The following is a 20,396-nucleotide window of genomic DNA, read 5'->3' as shown; positions in this document are numbered from 1 at the left end:
TTTTATGACACAAATTCAGCGCTATCTGGACGATACATATTGTTTTTTCTGCACGAGCGAAATAATTGCGAGTGGTTCCGATGATTGGGGGAATTGGTTTATTCTAAAAGAGAATATTTTTCATCCACAAGGCGGTGGTCAGCCGTCTGATATTGGGTGGGTGAATGATATAGCTGTCCAGATCAGGAAACAACCTACTACCGGTCAGGTAGCTATATATCCTGAATTACCTCTTCGCTGTTCGCTAGGAGATAAAATGATATCCAAAGTTTCGGTCGCAGATCGTATTTCTCACGCAGCATTACATACTACTGGTCATTTACTGGACTGGGAATTGCGCCAATATGGTTGGATAGCAACTAAAGGTCATCATTTTCCTGGAGAGTCACGAGTAGAATTTTCTCCAACAGGAAACCAAACCATACCGTTACATCAATTACCATTACAGGATATTGAAGCAGCTATTAGCATTAAATTATCTGATGGTAAGCAAGTAAAGACTTGGTATGAAGGCAACATCCGTTTGTGTTTAATTGAAGACACCGAGCCTACCTCTTGCGCTGGTACACATGTTGATAATCTTAAAAAAATCAATGAATTTTCGATTAAGTCAGCCAAAGTCAAAAAGGGGATTTTGCGTATCAGCTATGACGCCAGCCATATTTTTTTGAGGTCAAATCATGCCTCATAATCGATTATCGAATACAAGACTATATCTTTTAGATTTGGGATTACTGGTTATTGCCCTGTCTTGGGGGGCGAGTTATTCCCTGATGCAGCTCATCATTCAAGCTGGTATCACTGTGCCACTGTTTCTAATGCTTCGTTTTGCTTTATCTGTACCTTTTATACTTATTGGTGCTCAAATACGCTTGCGTAAAATTACTCAAGGGGAATTAGTTAACGGCTTAATATTTGGTTGTTTATTGTATGCCATTTTGACGCTGGAAACGTTAGGAGTGAAATATACGACAGCGGCTAATGCCGGATTTCTTATTGCATTATCGGTAGTAATAGTACCGTTCTTTGAACGTGTGTTTGGAAAACGTAAGCAAAGTAAATTGATTTACTGTACATGCATCTTGTCTTTAGTTGGTGGAGGAATATTAAGTTTTGCCAATACGGGTAATTTCGGAATTAATAAGGGAGACGTGCTAATCCTGCTTGCTGCTTTGATTCGTGGTTTCCAAATTTTCATGTTTGGTAAACAAACAGAATGTGAATCCTATTCATTGATTAATATCACTCTGATTGAGTTGGTCACCGTCGCTCTATTAGGGTTCATTTTTGTTTTAACCATTGAACCCACTTCATTGCGCTTTATCCCTGCGATCTCTCTTAATGCCTGGGGATACATTTTATTTTTAAGTGTGATGGCAACTGCCTTTGCATTCCTCATGCAACTTTATGCTGCCAAAACAACAAGTCCGACACGAGTAGGATTAATTTTGTCTCTGGAACCCGCTTTTGCGGCTCTGTTTGCCATCATACTGATGGGGGAATCTATTGGTATTTTAAAAGGTATAGGAGGAGCGATTATTGTCCTTTCAGCTTTATTAGGGCGTATTGCAGAAGGGAGGCATTATGAATAATCAACGTCCTCAATTAGTGATGTTTCATCATGCTGGCGGTAATTCATCTATATTTTCGGATTTTGCCAAACGTTGTTTTGATGATTTCAACGTTATTCAACTTGAAATGCCTGGGCGGGGGCGTCGTCGTCATGAACCATTATTATATTGTGCTGATCATGTTATTGAGGATTTTGCACCGCAAATCCCAACTCAAGGTGATATTGTTTTATTTGGGTATAGCTTAGGGGCATATATTGCCTATGTAATGGCTGCATATTGCCGTAAACTATCACCTAAAAGAAACATTATCTTGGTAGTGATTTCTAATGAACCTATACATTGTCGTCGAAAATTCTCCTTAGAGACTGGGGAATTTACTCGTCAACAATTGCTAAAATTTACTACAAAATTAGGTCAGCTTCCTGAATGGTTACGGGAAGAATCTGCAATGTTACAAAGTTTTTTAAATGTATTGAAAGCAGATTTATGTGTTGCTAATTCAATTAGTGCAAAATTGTCTTCTCCATTGAACGATATTCCAATTTTAGTGGTTTATGGAAATAATGATCCATTATTGCCAATTCCTCCTTTACGTTGGCGGGAATGTACTCAAAAAACATTTAATATTATTGAGGTATCTGGTGATCATTTTATTTTGTCTGAACAAGAGACTCAGATATACAAAATAATGAAGGATTTTCTTGATAAAGTGGCATTTGATCGTCAACCATCAGGGTAAAATGCTAGCGGCCAAAATGACCGCCGATAATCAAAATGCTTTATTATTAAAGCGAACAATTCAATTGAGGATCTAAGATATCGATTACTTAGCTAAGATTTCATCAACCTAACATACAGCTTTCTCCGTAAATGTTTTACTGATGGAATTGTTAGAAGGGATCATAGCAATAATCAGTATGGACAGAACAATTGCCGCACCTGCGGTAATGAATAGTGCATGAAGTGATAAAGCGGACACCATCCAAGATCCCAATAAAGCACCAATACCGATTGCTCCGTTAAAAAACGAAACATACACCGCAGATGCAGGAAATGTTTTATCACCAGCCAAACGGAGCACCCAGGTTTGTAAGCCCACGAAAATCCCAGAAATTGCGACTCCCCATAAAACTATCGCTATCAGAATATCTGTGCGGGATAATAATTCTGCTCTGATACCTAAGTTCAAAAGAACAATGCCGATCAGCAAAGCAGACAGTGTGACGGTAGTTTTAAGGTACTTATGATAGGAGATGAAATTGACACACAGCATCTGGTCTCTAGCCAGCTCTTGCATTTTCTCTCAAAAGATAAAATGGATCTTGTTATTATAGGAGAACAGAGCCTACATAATGAATATGATTTTCAATTTTACTGGCTCTATCGTGAACCTCTTCTGCTGGCAATGCCGTCCTCTCATCCTGGTAGTCTAAAAGAAAAAGTGTCTCTTACAGATGTTTCAGATCTCCCCCTTTTTTGGTTTTCAAGAAATGCAAATCCCGTTTTTTACGATAAATGTGAAAATTATTTTCAACAATTACCTTTCCTATTAAAAAGATGTAAAGAACCTGATGACTCACTGGTCATGCTTTCCAGTATTTCAAGAGGAAAAGGCATAGCATTAATGCCCCGCTCTATGTGTATTTTTAATCAAAAAGGACTTTGTTACAGAGAATTAGATGAAGTCGCTGCTCAATCCTTGAATATTGATGTTTATGCGGCAATACGTAAGCATGAAACCAAAGAAATAGTCATTAATGGCTTAAACAGTTTACTCAATAGGAAGGGAGTGTGACTGCAAAAATGAAATTTTGCTCAGTGATGACTAAATGTCAAATTATGCCAAGAACACCCGCCCCGCTTCTTATCGGTTTAATAATAAAAAGCGGGGCGGGATTTTATGGCTTACCAGATAAATATCTTTAACCAGACAATATCGCCGTCAATAATCGCTTGCTATTTCTGCCATATCACTGACATAACACCTCCTCCGCTTCACAATTCATTGCCAACGCCATACTTAGGGCTTTAGCCAAAATGGTTTTATTTTTACTATCCTCCATCAGGCTAAAGTGGTCGCCCGGTACAGATGTTAGCTGGAGCAAAGAATCAGGCATGACCTGCTTCCAGCCTAACGACGGTTCCATACTAAAGGAAGGTAATTCGGCTTCCGTAACAAAAGGGAGCTGCGGATAAGACTCTCTTGCATAAAATTGGTGGAGCGTTATCGCCAATGCTTGTGGCTCATATTCCTTGACCATTTGCATATAATTTACCATCTGCTCCCAACGTTTTGCGATCAAGTCAGGACTCAGGTTTGCCGGATAGAGTTCCAGTTCCTGCGCCGCGGCAATAAATTGCACCAAATTCAGTTTATCAATTCCCTGATGCAATACCGCAATTTCCTCTTCATGTTTTCCCCCCGACTGTTTTGCCAGTTCAGCAAGAAATTGGAGTTTTGGTTGAATGACCTGCCGCCTGAAACAATGAGGGGCTGGCGTATCAATCAAACCCAGGAAATCGACGGTTTCACCGGCATGCAAAAGTTGTTGGGCAATGGCATAAGCCAGTACACCACCAGAAGAGTAACCGTAGATCCGGTATCGGCCTTCCGGTTGAACCGCTTTCATAAAGGTGATCATTTTGGCGGCCAGCGCTTCAATAGTCGATATCTGCTCTTCATTGATAGACGGCCAAGGTAATGCATAAATCGGATAGCCGGACTGAATATGTTGAGCCAATCCAAAAACATAGGAGTAATCATCCATGCCGCTAGGCACAAAGAATAGCGGCGGTTCCGTTCCAAATGGCCGCACAGGTATCGCACTGCTTTGCGGCTGAGATAGTGGATCTAATGTGATTTTTGATGCCAGTTCAGCCAGCACAGGGCATTGGAATAGGTTATTTAATGTACACATCAAACCACGACCGGCGGCAAGGTTTATCATCCGCATAGCAAGCAGCGAGTGTCCACCCAAGGCAAAGAAATTGTCATACCGGCCTATTTGCTCAATCTCCAGCAGCTCACACCAGATGGCAGCCAATGCGATCTCAACCTCTCCCTGTGGCGCTTCATAGGCTTGATGAGCAAAGGCATTCTGATCAGGGTTCGGCAGTGCCCGACGATCCAGCTTACCGTTAGGGGTTAGAGGAAATGCGTCCAGACGTACAAAAGCCGCCGGCACCATATAATCAGGCAAAATAGCACTCAGATGTTCACGCAACCGAACAGCCAATCCGTTATCTTCTTCCGCCGCGACATAAGCGATCAGGCGTTTATCCTGCCCATCCCCCAGAGCCAGTACGATAGCTTCACGCACCGCCGGATATTCTATCAATCGAGCTTCGATCTCACCCGGTTCAATACGGAATCCCCGGATTTTAACTTGCTGATCGTTACGGCCAATAAATATCAGGTCACCATCCGGCAAGTAACGGGCTAAATCTCCGGTTCGGTACATCCGTGCTTCCGGTGTCTGATTAAATGGGTCAACCAAGAAACGTTCAGCGGTCAGATCAGGACGGTTGAGATAGCCACGCGCGACACCATCACCACCAATATACAATTCCCCTACCGCTCCCAATGGAACCGGCTGGCCGCAGGCATCCAGCAGATAAACACAGGTGTTGGCCGTCGGACGTCCAATAGGCGTTAATACATCGATATAATCTGCCGGACAATGCCAAGTGGTGGCACATACCGTGATTTCTGTCGGGCCATAAGCATTGAACAACGTGGCTCGGCCACACAGTGACTGGAGCAGTGCCGCACTGGGAGCTTCGCCACCCAGTATCAGTGTTGGTTTTAGGTTTATCTCCGGTAAATCCGCCCCATCCCTCAACAGAGCCGGTGTCAGGCAGGCATGAGTCACCGCCTGTTCTTCCAGATACTGCCACAGGCGGCGCGGATCCTGACGAACCGTATCGGCAGGAATATCCAAGGTGGCACCACCACACAATGCCATCATGATTTCCCAGACGCTGGCATCGAAACCAAATGAGGCGAATTGCAACATTCTGCTATGGGGATGAATGTCAAACTGGCTGATTTTATCTCGGATAAGGTTGACTAACCCACGATGTTCAACCATCACCCCTTTCGGCATACCGGTCGAGCCAGAAGTATAAATCACATAGGCCAGATGCCGTGAAGTTAACGCAGGAGTCTGCGGATTGTTGTCTGGCTGGTCAGGCAGGGTATTCGGGTCAAGTACGGTTAATTTCGCCAGTGCTTTTTCACCCAGTGCGGCACGACCGGTATTATCCGCCAGTACCACCAACGGAGCGGCATCATCCAGCATATACGCCAGACGATCTGCCGGATAGGCGGGATCCAGTGGTACGTAAGCGCCACCCGCTTTCAGGACTGCCAATAGCCCCGCAACCCTTGATGGTGCACGTTTCACACAAATCGCCACCCGTTGATCAGGCTGCACACCCAGTTCGATTAATTGGTGAGCCAGCCGGTTAGCATAGCCGTTCAGCTCCGCATAACTGAAAATTTGTTCTTCATAGATCAACGCCGTGGCATCAGGGTTTTTCTCCACTTGTTGTTCGAACAGTTGATGAATGCACAGTTGGTCAGGATATGCTGTTTCAGTTGCGTTCCAGGTTTTCAGTAATAAATTTTTTTCTGTCTCAGGCAGGATTTCCAGCATCCGCACCGGCGTTTCTGGAGCCTGTTCAAGGGCTTCCACCAAACTTTCCAGCGCCCGTTGCATATAACCACAGACCCGCTCCGGATCAAATGGCTGGACAATTTGCGCGGTTAAACCCAGCGCTTCACCAAAATCTTCCACTGACAGCGTAAACGGATAATTGGTTCGCTCCTGTGCGCCAAGGAATTCAACACCATCCATGATTTCATTCGAAGCCGTTGGCAATGCGTTGTGCCGATAGTTCAGCAAGGTACTGAACAGTGGGGTTCCGCCTTGTACTCCACTGCAACGTTGAGCCAGCGCCAGTGATGCATGCTCATGTGCCAACAATCCCGCCAGCCAGCGATGTGTCACCTGTACACTGTCCTGTACCGGTGTATTATCTATATCCAGCCGTAGCGGCAAGGTATTGATAAACAATCCCATGCCATTGTCTGCACCTTCACCGGCTGCCATGCGCCCGAACAATACGGTGCCGAATACCACTTGTTCCTGTCCGCTGGTACGCGACAACACCTGCGCCCAGGCCAGATGACACAAGGCAGCCAGGCTAACGCCCAGACGCCGTGCCTGACTGCGTAAACGTTCGTTCAGCTCTGCGGTCAACATCTGGTGCGATTCTGTGATTTGCGAACCATCATGATGAACCTCTGTCAATCCGAACGGCAACGTAGGCTCATCCACCTCAGCCAACATGTCGGTAAAGAAGCGAATATGCTGTTTCTGGCTTACCCCCAGCCGCGCCTGCGCCACCAGATTGCGGAAAGGTGCCGGCGCAGGTAAATCGTTTTCCTGCCCATCAAGATAGGCCTGAACTTCGTTGCTCATCACATCCAACGCGGTATGGTCACCAATCAAATGATGCATCAGTTGCAGTACAATCCAGCGACCATCGCTCTCCGGTGCCACGACAAAACGCAGCAACGGCGCCTGTCCCAAATCAATACGATATTGGCGCGGATCGAAATGTTGAGCTAACTGGTCGCTGACTGATCCGTCGGCAGGATCCAGTGTCAATTCAGTCACTGATAATCGCACTTGACGGCAAACCACCTGAGCAGGAACAGATAATCCTTCCCAGATAAAAGCAGTACGCAGGATGTCATGGCGATCAATGACCTGTTGAACCGCAGCCAGATAACAATCCAACAAAGGACGATCAGCAAAAGCCATTCGACCCGCCAGCAAATACGGGTCACCTTCGTTTGCCAATAGATGGTGGAACAAAATGCCGTCCTGTAACGGCGACAACGCATAGATATCCTGAATATTGGTAATCCCGCCCGGAACCTGTTCGATAATGCGATCAATCTCAGGCTGAGTGAGATCAATCAACGGTAACATTTCCGGTGTCAGCTTCGTCGTTGCGGGCGTAATGACGTTGGCAGGCACACATTCGTCCTGATTCAGTTTCAAAGTTTGGGCAAGTTCAGACAATACAGGAGATTGGAACAGGTCACGTATTGCCAGTGTAAAACCCAGATTACGCAAACGTTCGACCATGCGTACCGCGAGCAATGAATGACCACCCAATGCAAAGAAACTGTCATACCGGCTTATCTGCTCAACGCCCAGTAGGTCATGCCAAATCGCGGCGAGGGCGGTTTCCGTTTCCCCTTGTGGTGCCGCGTAAATCTGGCGGGCAAAGGCTTCTTCTCCTGGCATCGGTAGCGCCCGACGATCCAGTTTGCCGTTAGGTGTCAGCGGAAATGCGTCCAGACGTACAAAGGCCGCCGGCACCATGTAATCAGGCAATGACGCGCTCAGATGTTCACGCAGACGATTAACCAATCCATCATCTGCTTCTGCCGTTTCTACTACTTCTGCCGTTTCTACTACTACATAAGCAACCAGACGTTTCTCCTGCCCATCACCCACTGCCAATACTTGTGCTTCACGTACCGCAGAATGTTCTGTCAGCCGGACTTCAATTTCCCCCGGTTCAATCCGGAAACCACGGATTTTAATCTGCTGATCGTTACGGCCAACAAATACCAGATTGCCATCCGGCAAGTAGCGAACCAAATCTCCGGTTCGATACATACGTGCATTGGCTGCGCCACTAAATGGATCAGCAAGGAAACGTTCACTGGTCAGTTCAGGGCGATTGAGATAGCCACGTGCAACACCGGCACCACCAATATACAGCTCACCTACTGCTCCCAAGGGCACCGGCTGACTGAGGGCATCCAGCAAATAAACACAGGTGTTGGCCGTCGGGCGTCCAATCGGAATGAATCCCCCCTGATAGTTTGATGGACAACGCCAAGCAGTGGCACAAACGGTAATTTCTGTCGGGCCATAGGCATTGAATACCGTTGCCCTGCCACTCAGTGCCTGAAGCAAGGCCACACAGGGAGCCTCACCGCCCAGTATTAGTGTTGGCTTGATGGTCATCGCCGGTAAATCAGCCCCATCCCGCAACAGGGCAGGTGTCAGACAAGCATGCGTTACCGATTGCTCTTCCAGATACTGCCACAGGCGGCGCGGATCCTGACGAACCGCATCGTCAGGAATAGCCAGACTGGCGCCACCGCATAATGTCATCATAATTTCCCAGACACTGGCATCGAAACCAAATGAAGCGAATTGCAACATCCGGCTATGGGAATGAATGGCGAACTGAGTGATTTTATCCCGAATAAGGTTGACCAACCCGCAATGTTCAACCATCACTCCTTTCGGCGTCCCCGTCGAGCCAGAGGTATAAATCACATAAGCCAGATGATGGGCGGTCAATGCAGCGATTTGTGGGTTATGATCCGGTTGATCGGTATCTGGCTGATCAGGTAATGAGTTCGGATCAAGAACAACTTGCTGCGAAAGTATTTGCTCATTTAATACTGAGCGTCCGCTATTATCTGCCAATAAAATAGCCGGTGCAGCATCGGTCAAAATATGGTGCAAACGCTCACCCGGATAAGCGGGATCTAGCGGCACGTAAGCCCCCCCTGCTTTCAATACTGCCAACATCCCCACTATCCGTGCCGGTGAACTTGCCATGCAAATCGCCACCCGTTGATCCGGCACGACACCCAGCGCGATAAGCTGATGCGCCAGCCGGTTAGCACGGATATTCAATTCCGCATAGCTAAGAGATTGGTTTTCATATACTAACGCTGTGGCATCCGGTGCATTCTCCACCTGTTGCTCAAACAATTGATGAATGCACAGTTGGTCAGGATAGGTTGTTTCAGTCGAATTCCAGGTTTTCAGCAACAATGTGCGCTCAGTGGCTGGCAGGATTTCCAACCTCTGTACTGGCATTTCCGGCGCCTGTTCAAGCGCCTCAGTCAGGCTCTCCAGAGCCTGCTGCATATAATCACATATCCTTTCGGGATCAAATGGTTGCACTACCTGAGCAGTCAGCCCCAAATCGGAACCACCATCCTCTACCGATAACACAAACGGATAGTTGGTTCGCTCCTGTGCCCCCAGAAATTCAATTCCGTTGATGATTTCATCCGGCGTCACCGGTTGTGTATTGTGTCGGTAATTCAGCAGCGCATTAAACAACGGTGTCCCACTGGCTACCCCGCTGCAACGTTGAGCCAGTGCTAGTGATGCATGTTCATGCGCTAATAATCCAGCCAATCGGGTGTGGGCGGCCTGTACACTCTCCTGCACCGGCGTTTCATCCATATCCAGCCGTAACGGCAGGGTATTAATAAACAATCCCATGCCATTGTCGGCACCTTCGCCAGCCTGCATACGCCCGAACAACACCGTGCCAAATACCACTTGTTTCTGACCACTGGTACGCGACAACACTTGCGCCCAGGCCAAATGACACAGTGCCGCCACACTGACGCCCAAACGTCGGGCTTGATGACGCAAACGGTTATTCAGTGCAGGAGTCAGCATTCTGTGCGATTCCGTCACCTGCGAGCCATCATGGTGTACTTCCGTCAATCCGAACGGTAGCGTCGGCTCGTCTACCGCCGCCAGCATATCGGTAAAGAAACGGGTATGCTCCGTCTGGCTGGTGCCCAACCGAGCCTGCGCCACCAGATAACGGAAAGGTGTCGAAACCGGCAAGCTGTTCCCTCGTCCGGTAAGATACGCCCGCACTTCACTGTTCATCAATTCCAATGTGGTATGGTCGCCAATCAGGTGATGCAGTAGTTGCAGCAGGATCCAGCGGCCATCAGTATCCTGAGCAATAACAAAGCGCAACAACGGAGCCTGACTCAGGTCAATACGATACTGGCGTGGATCAAAACGTTGAGCCAGTTGATCACTGATCGAACCGTCAGCCGGATTAAGTGTCAATTCTGTGATAGATAAGGGAACTTGGCGACAAACTACCTGAGCCGGAGTGGATAATCCCTCCCAGATAAAAGCGGTACGCAGAATATCATGGCGGTCAACCACCTGTTGAACCGCGGTCAGGTAACGATCCAGCAAAGACCGATCCGCAAAAGCCTGTTGGGTTATCAGAAGATAAGGATCGCCTTCGTTTGCCAGCAAATGGTGGAATAAAATGCCATCCTGTAGCGGTGACAAGGCGTAGATATCCTGAATGTTGGCAATCCCGCCAGGAACTTGTTCCACTATGCGGTCAATCTCCGGCTGAGTCAGATCAATCAACGGCAACATGTCTGGTGTCAGCGTAATCATATCCGGTGTAATGCCGTTGTCAGGTACTCTGATTTCACAATGTTGAGCCAGAGACTGAGCCAAAACACTGAGTGTCGGCTGCTCGAATAGCGTTTGAACCGATACGCCCAACCCCATACGCCGCAGACGTTCAATCATCCGCACAGCAAGCAGTGAGTGACCACCCAGCGCAAAGAAACTGTCGTGCCGGCTAATCTGCTCAACCTCCAGCAATTCACTCCAGATAGCGGCGAGCGCGTGCTCAATTTCGCCTTGCGGCGCTTCGTAAACCTGACGGGCAAAAGCATGTTGATCAGGCGCCGGCAACGCTTGGCGATCCAATTTTCCGTTCGGCGTCAACGGAAAAGTATCCATACACACAAAAGCCGCCGGTATCATATAGTCAGGTAAAATAGTACTCAGATGTTCACGCAAACGGGCAGCTAATCCGTGGTCTTCTTCCGCCACGATGTAGGCGATCAAACGCTTATCCTGACCGTCACCCAACGCCAGTACCAACGCTTCACTCACCAATGGATGTTCGGTTAGGTGCGCCTCAATTTCTCCCGGCTCAATACGGAAACCACGGATTTTCACCTGTTGATCATTACGACCAGCAAACACCAAATTGCCATCCGGCAGGTAACGGGCTAAATCCCCAGTGCGATACATACGGGCATCAATGTCATCACTAAACGGATCCGTCAGGAAACGTTCGGCAGTAAGCTCAGGGTGATTGAGATAGCCACGGGCTACACCCACACCGCCAATATATAACTCACCTACTGCGCCCAGCGGCACCGGCTGACCGTGTTTGTCTAACAGATAGAGACGTTTGTTAACTGTCGGTTTACCGATGGGGATTAATCCCCCCGTATAGTCTGACGGGCAATTCCAAATAGTGGCGCAAACGGTGATTTCCGTCGGGCCATAAGCATTGATCAAATCCGCCCTACTGCACAATGTTTGAAACAAGGCGGTAGCCGGTGTTTCTCCTGCAAACATTAATGTGGGTTTTATGGCTATTTCCGGCAAACCGGTGCCATCGTGGAACATGGCTGGTGTCATGCAGGCGAGTGTTATTCCCTGTTCTTCCAGAAAATGCCAGAGACGGTGCAGATCTTGCCGGATTGTTTCAGGTGGAATAACCAGCATAGCCCCACTGCTCAACGCCATCATGATTTCCCAGACGCTGGCATCGAAGCCAAATGAGGCAAACTGCAACATCCGGCTGGTGACACCAACATCAAACTGAGCAATTTGTTCCAGCGTCAGGTTAACCACACTCTGATGTTCAATCATCACCCCTTTCGGTCTGCCGGTAGATCCGGAAGTGTAGATCACATACGCCAGATGCCGTGAGGTGAGTTCAGGAACCTGTGGGTTACTGTCCGGCTGATCTGGCAGGGCATTTGGATCGAGTACAGTGAACATCTTCAGTGCTTCTTCACCCAGTGCCGCCCGTCCAATACTATCCGCCAGCAAAATAGTGGGTGCAGCATCAGTGAGCAAATAAGCCAGACGTTCACCCGGATAAGCCGGATCCAACGGTACATAAGCACCACCCGCTTTCAACACCGCCAGCAATCCCACTATTCTCTCCGGTGAGCGTGTCACACAAATGGCTACCGGCTGGTCGGGTACTACCCCTAATGCAATCAGTTGATGCGCTAATCGGTTGGCGCGGGCATTTAATTCAGCATAGTTGAGTGTCTGGTTTTCATACTTTACTGCTATGGCATACGGCGTTCTCTCCACCTGTTGCTCAATCAACTGATGAACACACAACTGTTCAGGATACGGCGCTACGGCCGCATTCCAGGTTTCCAGCAATAATGTCCGCTCAGTGGATGACAAAATATCCATAGTCGTGACTGGTTGATGAGGATGACTCACCATTGCCCGCAATAGGGCCTGCAAATAACCGACCTGTCTTTCAATCGTTTCAGGGTTGAACAGAGCCGAAGAATAATTCAGTTCCCCAACAACTTCACCCGCCTTCTCCGTCAATTCCAGTTGCAGATCGAATTTAGCAATATCGTATCCCTGTACGACTGGCGTCACCGCTAATTCCGGTAGTTGCCACTCTTCTGTATCATTCTCCTGCCAGGCAAACATCACCTGAAATAACGGGGTATGTTCTGGTCTGCGCGGCGGTTGTACGATCTCAACCACCTGTTCGAAAGGCAGATCCTGATGCTCTTGTGCTTCCAGTATCGTCTGCCGTACACGCCGGAGTAGTGTGACCATATCCGGTGTACCGGACAAATCAATGCGCAATGCCAGAGTATTGACAAAGAATCCGATCAGCGGCTCGATCTCCCGCCGGTTGCGGTTGGCGCTTGGTATACCGATCACCAGATCATCCTGACCGGACAGACGTGACAATAATGCCGCCCAAGCGGCCAGCAATGTCATAAATAATGTAGTGCCGTGTTGTTGTCCTAGCTGTTTCAAGGCCTGTATCAGCGCGGCATCAATCTGCACAGGTATTCGGCCGCCGGCAAATGATTGTCGGGATGGACGGGGGCGATCTGTCGGCAATTCCAGCAATATCGGGGCATTAGCCAGTGTGCGGCGCCAGTAATCACTCTGCACCCGCAATCCTTCAACAGAAAATACCTTACGCTGCCAGACAGCATAATCAGGATATTGAATAACCAGCGAGGGCAAGGGATCAGGCTGTTCATGCAAGCAAGCGGAATAAAGGGCGCTCAGTTCTGATTTCAGTATGCCAAAAGACCAGCCATCAGACACAATGTGATGCTGAGTCAGTAAGAAAACGTAATCCCTATCCGTCCGTTGTATCAGCGCGCAACGGATTAAGGGACCACGGGCAAGATCAAACGGCGTTTCTGCTTGCTGTGCGCACAGAAGCTTAAATTGTTCATCTATTTCAGGCACGCTACGCAGATCGTATTGTTTCATCGGCAAGCCGGATCCCGCCGGCAACAATTCAACCTGAGGCTGACCGTCAGCCATGATAAAAACTGAACGCAGCGCTTCGTGACGGGCAAACAGACGATTTAACGCCTGCTGCCAAGCGGCAATATTAAGCTGACCATGCAAATGCAGTGCCAACGGAATATGATAGGTATCACTGACGCCATCAAACTGAGCCAGAAACCACAAACGCTGTTGGGCGAATGACAGTGGTAAAGCACTAGCACGGGATACGGGAATAATCTCAGACAATTTATTCCTTCCCTCATTGCGTTGGGCGCTAATCCTCTCCGCAAAGGCCGCGAGTGACGGTGACGTAAATAAAGCAACCAGCGGCAATTCAACACCGAAAGCGGCGATACGATTCATGACCCGTACCGCTAACAGTGAATGACCACCCAACGCAAAGAAGTTGTCATAACGGCTTATCTGCTCAACGCCTAATAATTCACTCCAGATAGACGCCAATGCGGTTTCTATCTCTCCTTGTGGTGCTGCGTAAACCTGACGGGCAAAGGCATTCTGCTCCGGCGCCGGTAACGCCCGACGATCCAATTTGCCGTTTGGTGTCAGCGGGAAGGCGTCCAGACGCACAAAAGCCGCCGGCACCATATAATCAGGCAAAATAGCATTCAGATGCTCACGCAAACGGGCAGCCAATCCGTTGTCTTCTTCCGCGACAACGTAGGCAACCAAACGTTTATCTTGCCCGTCATCCAGCGCCAGTACCCACGCTTCGCGCACCGCAGGATATTCTGTCAACCGAGCTTCGATTTCAGCCGGTTCGATCCGAAATCCGCGGATTTTAACCTGCTGATCGTTACGGCCAACAAATACCAGATTGCCATCTGGCAAGTAGCGAACCAAATCTCCGGTGCGATACATTCTCGCATCAATTGCATCACTAAACGGGTCAACCAGAAAACGCTCATCAGTCAGATCAGGGAGATTGAGATAGCCGCGTGTCACGCCGACACCACCAATATACAGCTCTCCCACTACCCCCAATGGCACTGGCTGACCGTAGTCATCCAGCAGATAAATTCGGGTATTCGCCGTTGGACGCCCAATAGGCGCTAACGCCTCGGTATAGTTTAACGGACAACGCCAGTGGGTGGCACATACGGTAATTTCTGTCGGACCATAGGCATTGAACAGTGTGGCCTGACGGTGCAATGTCCGAAGTAACGTCGGGCTGGGCGCTTCACCACCCAGTATCACGGTCGGTTTTATCGTCAACGTCGGTAAATCCGCCCCATCCCGTAGCAGAGCCGGCGTTAAACAAGCGTGCGTCACCGCTTGTTCTTCCAGATAATGCCAGAGGCGGTGCGGATCCTGACGAACCGTGTTGGCAGGAATGGCCAAACAGGCTCCACCAGCCAGCGCCATCATGGTTTCCCAGACACTGGCATCGAAACCAAATGAAGCGAACTGCAACACGCGATTACCGGAATGAATACCAAACTGGACAATTTTATCCCGAATAAGATTGACCAATCCACGATGTTCAACCATCACCCCTTTGGGCACGCCGGTAGAACCAGAGGTGTAAATCACATAGGCCAAATGACGGGAAGTCAGCTCCGCTACCTGCGGATTGCTATCCGTTTGATCAGGTAAGGAATTCGGATCAAGCCGACTGTTCGGATCAACCAAAGTCAACCCGACAAGCGCTTCCTCGCCCCCCAACGCTACCTGTCCGGTCTCATCAGCCAATATTATTGAAGGCGCCGCATCATTCAGGATATGCGTCAGACGTTCCCCCGAATAAGCTGGCTCCAGAGGCACATAGGCACCACCGGCTTTCAACACCGCCAACAAACCCACCACCCGCGCCGGTGTGCTTGCCATGCAAATCGCTACCCGCTGATCCGGCTTGACTCCCTGTGCTATCAATTGATGGGCCAGTCGGTTAGCATCAGCATTCAATTTGGCATAGCTAAGGGTTTGTCCTTCATACACTAACGCTGGGGCGTCAGGCGTTTTTTCTACCTGTTGTTCAATCAACTGATGGATACATAACTGTTCAGGATACGGTGTTTCAGTTGCGTTCCAGGTTTCCAGCAATAATGTACGTTCCGTTTCAGGCAAAATGTTCAGTGCCCGTACCGGTGTTTCCGGTGCCCGCTCCAGCGCGTCTGCCAGACTTGCCAACGCTTGTTGCATATAACCACATACCCGATCCGGCTCAAACGGTTGTACTACCTGCGCAGTCAGCCCCAGAGTAGAACCCCCGTCCTCGACCGACAGCACAAACGGATAGTTGGTTCGCTCCTGTTCACCCAGGAATTCGATACCCGCTATCGCCTCATGTGGGATCAACGGCTGCTCATTATGCCGGTAATTCAACAAGGCGCTAAATAGTGACGTGCCGCCGGCTACCCCACTGCAACGTTGAGCCAGCGCCAGTGAAGCATGCTCATAATCCAGCAATCCAGCCAGCCGGGACTGTGCCAATCGTACACTGTCGTGCACCGATGTATCATCTATATCCAATCGCAGCGGCAATGTGTTGATAAATAACCCCATTCCACTATCAGCCCCTTCCCCCGCCGCCATGCGTCCGAACAGTACAGTGCCAAACACCACTTTATTCTGTCCGCTGGTTCGAGATACCACCTGCGCCCAAGCCAGATGACACAAGGTTGCCACACTGACGCCCAGCCGTCTTGCCTGCTGACGAAGGCGGTCGTTTAACTCTGGCGATAACATCCGGTGCGATTGTGTGACCTGCGAACCATCACGATGTACCTCGGTTAGGCCAAACGGCAGCGTCGGCTCATCCACGTCAGCCAGCATGTCGGTAAAGAAGCGGGTATGCTCTGCCTGATTGACATTCAACCGAGCCTGCGCCACCAGATTGCGGAAAGGCACCGGTATCGGCAAATTGTCATCCTGTCCGGCAAGACACATCTGCACTTCGCGATGCATCACTTCCATTGTCGTATGGTCGCCGATCAGATGATGCTGCAATTGCAGCACATGCCAGCGTCCATCGGTTTCCTGCGCTATCACAAAGCGCAACAATGGCGCCTGACTCAGATCAAAACGATACTGACGTGGGTCAAAACGGTGAGCCAATTGCTCACCCACTGATCCATCAGCCGGATGCAAGGTCAGTTCAGTGACCGATAAAGGCGCTTGACGCCAGACCACCTGCACCGGTGCAGATAATCCCTGCCAGATAAATGCAGTCCGCAGGATATCATGGCGATCAACCACCTTTTGTACTGCCGCCAGATAACGATCCAGTAGCGCCCGATCAGCAAAAATCATCGGATAGGCCAGCAGATAGGGATCACCCTCCTTCGCCAGCAGATGATGGAACAAGATGCCGTCCTGCAACGGCGACAGGGCATAGATATCCTGAACATTAGCGATCCCATCCGGCACCTGTTCAACAATACGGTCAATCTCAGACTGGGACAAATCAATCAGCGGCAACATTGCCGGTGTCAGCGCAGTAGTTGCTGGGGTAATGGTATTCGGCGGTATCACTACAGCCTGATGTTGCTCCAATGTCTGGGCCAGTTCCGACAGCACCGGATACTGGAACAGATTACGGGCGGCCAGTGTCAATCCCAGACTGCGCAGGCGTTCAATCATCCGTATGCCAAGCAAAGAATGACCACCCAGCGCAAAGAAACTGTCATATCGGCTAATTCGCTCAATACCCAGCAATTCGCTCCAAAGGGTCGCCAGAACAATCTCCATCTCTCCTAGCGGCGCTTCATAAACCTGACGGGCGAAGGCGTCCTCCATCGGTGCCGGCAACGCCCGACGATCCAATTTACCATTCGGTGTCAAGGGAAATTCATCTAAACGCACAAAGGCCGCTGGTATCATATAATCCGGTAATCGCGTACTCAGGTGTTCACGCAGGCGAGCGGCTAATCTGTCACTTTCCTGAGTCAGTACATAGGCAACCAGTTGTCTGTCCTGCCCCTCGCCTAACGCCAGCACCACAGCTTCACGTATCGCCGGATATTCCACCAGCCGAGCTTCAATTTCCCCTGGTTCAATTCGGAATCCGCGGATTTTCACCTGCTGGTCGTTACGGCCAAGAAATTCCAAATTGCCGTCTGGCAGATAGCGAGCCAAATCTCCGGTTCGGTACATACGTGCATTCGGTTTATCGCTAAATGGATCGGTGAGAAAGCGTTCAGCAGTCAGTTCAGGGCGATTAAGATAACCGCAGGCCACCCCGTCCCCCCCGACATAAATCTCACCGCTCATCCCTAATGGCACCGGTTGACCATCAGTATCCAGCAAATAAATCCGTGTATTGGCAATGGGTCGCCCAATAGGAATAGAAGCCGTACCCGATGCTAACGTGTGAATAAGGTAGGTTGTGGTAAACGTGGTTCCCTCACTCGGACCGTAGGCATTCAATAATTTTTGTGGCGGATTCTTATCCAGCACTTGAGCAATAACATGCGGATCGAGGACATCTCCCCCGACCAGTAGCATTTTGAGTTGAGGTAGCACCGGAGATAGCTCCTCCGCCAACCGGTTAAACAACCCGACACTCATCCACAAGAGCGTAATACGATGCACCTGTAATGCCTGGACAAAATCTCGCGGTGTCAGCAAGGTGGTATGATCAATAACGACCAGCGCAGCACCGTTGAGCAACGGTGCCCAAATTTCGAAGGTACTGGCATCGAAAGCCGGATTAGCGGCGAAAGCAATCCGGTCATTGGGTTCGATGTCAGCATAGCCATTATTGATAACCAGCCGGACGACAGCCCGATGGGGCACGATAACCCCTTTTGGTATACCAGTCGAACCGGAGGTGTACATAATATACGCAGGTTCGGCACTGGTACTTGATAAATCAAGATTACGATGTTCTTCTTCCCTGATCGGTTCTGCTTCACAAGCAAGACGGAGCCGTGGAATAACCAATTCAGACGGGATCTCCGTTTGCCTGTCAGTCAGTAACAATTTGGCAGCACAATCGTTTATCAACCAGATTTTCCGTTCATCCGGTACGTTGGGATCGACAGGGACATAAACCGCTCCAGCCTTAAGGATAGCTAACTGAGCCACTACCAGTTCCACTGAGCGTTCTAACAGGATCGCTATATGGTCATTCAGACAAATCCCCTGTTCAACCAGTTGATAAGCTAGCCCGTTGGCTCTGGCGTTCAGTTCTCCATAGCTCAGGATCTGCTCCCCAGCGATTAACGCAGTGGCGGCCGGAGTTTTCTCTGCTTGTTGTTCAAATAACTGATGAATACATACATAGTCAGGATATGGGGTTTCCGTGGCGTTCCAGATCTCCAGTAACAGGGTACGTTCAGCCTCCGATAACCCATCAAACTTTCGCGCAAATATGTCATCACTTACCTTTTCTGATGACACGCTGACTAACCCAGTTTCAAGGATATTTCCCTTTCTGGTAATGCTGTCTTTCATCTGCTTACTACCTCAACGAATTTATTGGATATTTGAAAACTGTTATTCCCAGCAACCGTCACAAATATTTTTCTTTTACTTTTCGGAGAAATAACAACGGACATGCCAAGCATCGAAAGATACTTCGGCAATATTTTCTCTCAGGCGCTGGATGTCATAGTCCGGTTAATAACTGCACAACCTAAAATTAGGTGACAATAATTTTCCAGACAGCGGAATAAATGGTTCATTGGATGAACCAGAAGAAGGTATTCCATTTTTTATTAATCGGTTCTAAATTCCACAACTAAATAAAAAATGGATCTATTGAATATATCTACTGGCATGAATGCAAAGTCCTTGCTGTATTTTTCCATTTAGTATTAGTATTTAGATGAAATCATTTCAGATGAAATAATTTTTTACGTTTATAAATAGCCTTTAACAACTTATTTTATAATAATCAAATTACACAACTAATGTAAATCCAAACGCTAATTATAGTTAATGACTAAACAAAACCATTTCAAATAAATAATAATTCCATTAAAATAATTTCAAATAAATATTAATTCTCGTACAGGGCTTAATAAAAGAATCGACAAATTTTAGATTGTTTTCGGTTTTATTCCATAAATCAGTCCATCGATTCACTTTCATGTTTCCGGTCTGATACGAAATGCGATAACTGAACCACGAAGATAAACATGAAGATAAACATGAAGATAAATAAGTCATTACGCCATTCAGAAAAGTCAATAAGTGGCATCTAACGTGCACTTGCTGTTTTCTGTCCGGTATCGTTTTATGGTGGTATCAATGCTATTTTGGCGGTTGCAGGAGGAGTTTTTGCTATTTCAGCGATGAATTATCTTTTTCTTAAATCACATAATATCAGTGTTAAAGATAATATCAGCTTCAAACTATTGATTGATTATAATAAGAAGGGAGCGAAAGTCCTTTGATGAAATAAAGAGCTTTTGCATTTATTTGAATTAACATAGGTGATAAATCTAATATATAACGCTGCTTTGGTAGTCAGTGAAGCGGTAATTCTTGAATAATTCCATATCGCTGAATGATATTTCGGTACTTTACAATTCCCAGCAGTAATTGCGACAATCTTAGCATTCTTTTTTTGTTCCCCTATGTGTCAGGCATTTTGGAATATCAACATTAGGAACAATTTCTTTTTGTGCAATGATTTCGTCTGGCATGTTAA

Annotated in this window: 6 protein-coding genes; 4 read left to right on the top strand and 2 right to left on the bottom strand. The window is 48.2% G+C overall.

The features are described 5' to 3' along the window. Nucleotides 1-4: 4 nt before the first annotated feature. From Xish_RS09880 to Xish_RS09870, 3 genes are read left to right on the top strand one after another with little or no spacing between them, the layout of a single operon-like run. Nucleotides 5-691: an alanyl-tRNA editing protein gene (locus Xish_RS09880; RefSeq protein WP_099117723.1), complete on the top strand. Its 687-nt coding sequence runs from the start codon at nucleotides 5-7 to the stop codon at nucleotides 689-691. Beyond that, nucleotides 681-1,592, top strand: coding sequence for a DMT family transporter (locus Xish_RS09875; RefSeq protein ID WP_099117722.1), 912 nt, complete (start codon nucleotides 681-683; stop codon nucleotides 1,590-1,592). Before Xish_RS09880 ends, Xish_RS09875 begins: the two co-directional genes overlap by 11 nt. After that, entirely contained in the window at nucleotides 1,585-2,313 is a 729-nt protein-coding gene (locus Xish_RS09870; protein WP_099117721.1) for a thioesterase II family protein, read from the top strand. Before Xish_RS09875 ends, Xish_RS09870 begins: the two co-directional genes overlap by 8 nt. Nucleotides 2,314-2,421: 108 nt before the next feature. Here the strand turns inward: Xish_RS09870 and Xish_RS18580 are convergent, their stop codons facing one another. Further along, nucleotides 2,422-2,673 carry a hypothetical protein gene (locus Xish_RS18580; protein ID WP_167383250.1) on the bottom strand — a complete coding sequence of 84 codons (252 nt, stop codon included), beginning with the start codon at nucleotides 2,671-2,673 and terminating at the stop codon, nucleotides 2,422-2,424. A gap of 144 nt (nucleotides 2,674-2,817) precedes the next feature. Between Xish_RS18580 and Xish_RS09860 the strand changes: the two genes are divergently transcribed. Next, the gene (locus Xish_RS09860; RefSeq protein ID WP_099117719.1) at nucleotides 2,818-3,369 is read left to right on the top strand and encodes a LysR family substrate-binding domain-containing protein; all 552 of its coding nucleotides are present in this window, start codon (nucleotides 2,818-2,820) and stop codon (nucleotides 3,367-3,369) included. Between the two features lie 175 nt (nucleotides 3,370-3,544). On the opposite strand, the gene Xish_RS09855 is transcribed toward Xish_RS09860, so the two are convergent. Next, on the bottom strand, nucleotides 3,545-19,195 hold the full coding sequence (locus Xish_RS09855; protein ID WP_099117718.1) for a non-ribosomal peptide synthetase: 15,651 nt from the start codon (nucleotides 19,193-19,195) through the stop codon (nucleotides 3,545-3,547). Between the last annotated feature and the right edge of the window lie 1,201 nt (nucleotides 19,196-20,396).

It is taken from the genome of Xenorhabdus ishibashii, from assembly GCF_002632755.1.
Taxonomy (GTDB): Bacteria; Pseudomonadota; Gammaproteobacteria; order Enterobacterales; family Enterobacteriaceae; genus Xenorhabdus; species Xenorhabdus ishibashii.
This window is presented reverse-complemented; position numbering and strand designations above follow the sequence as displayed.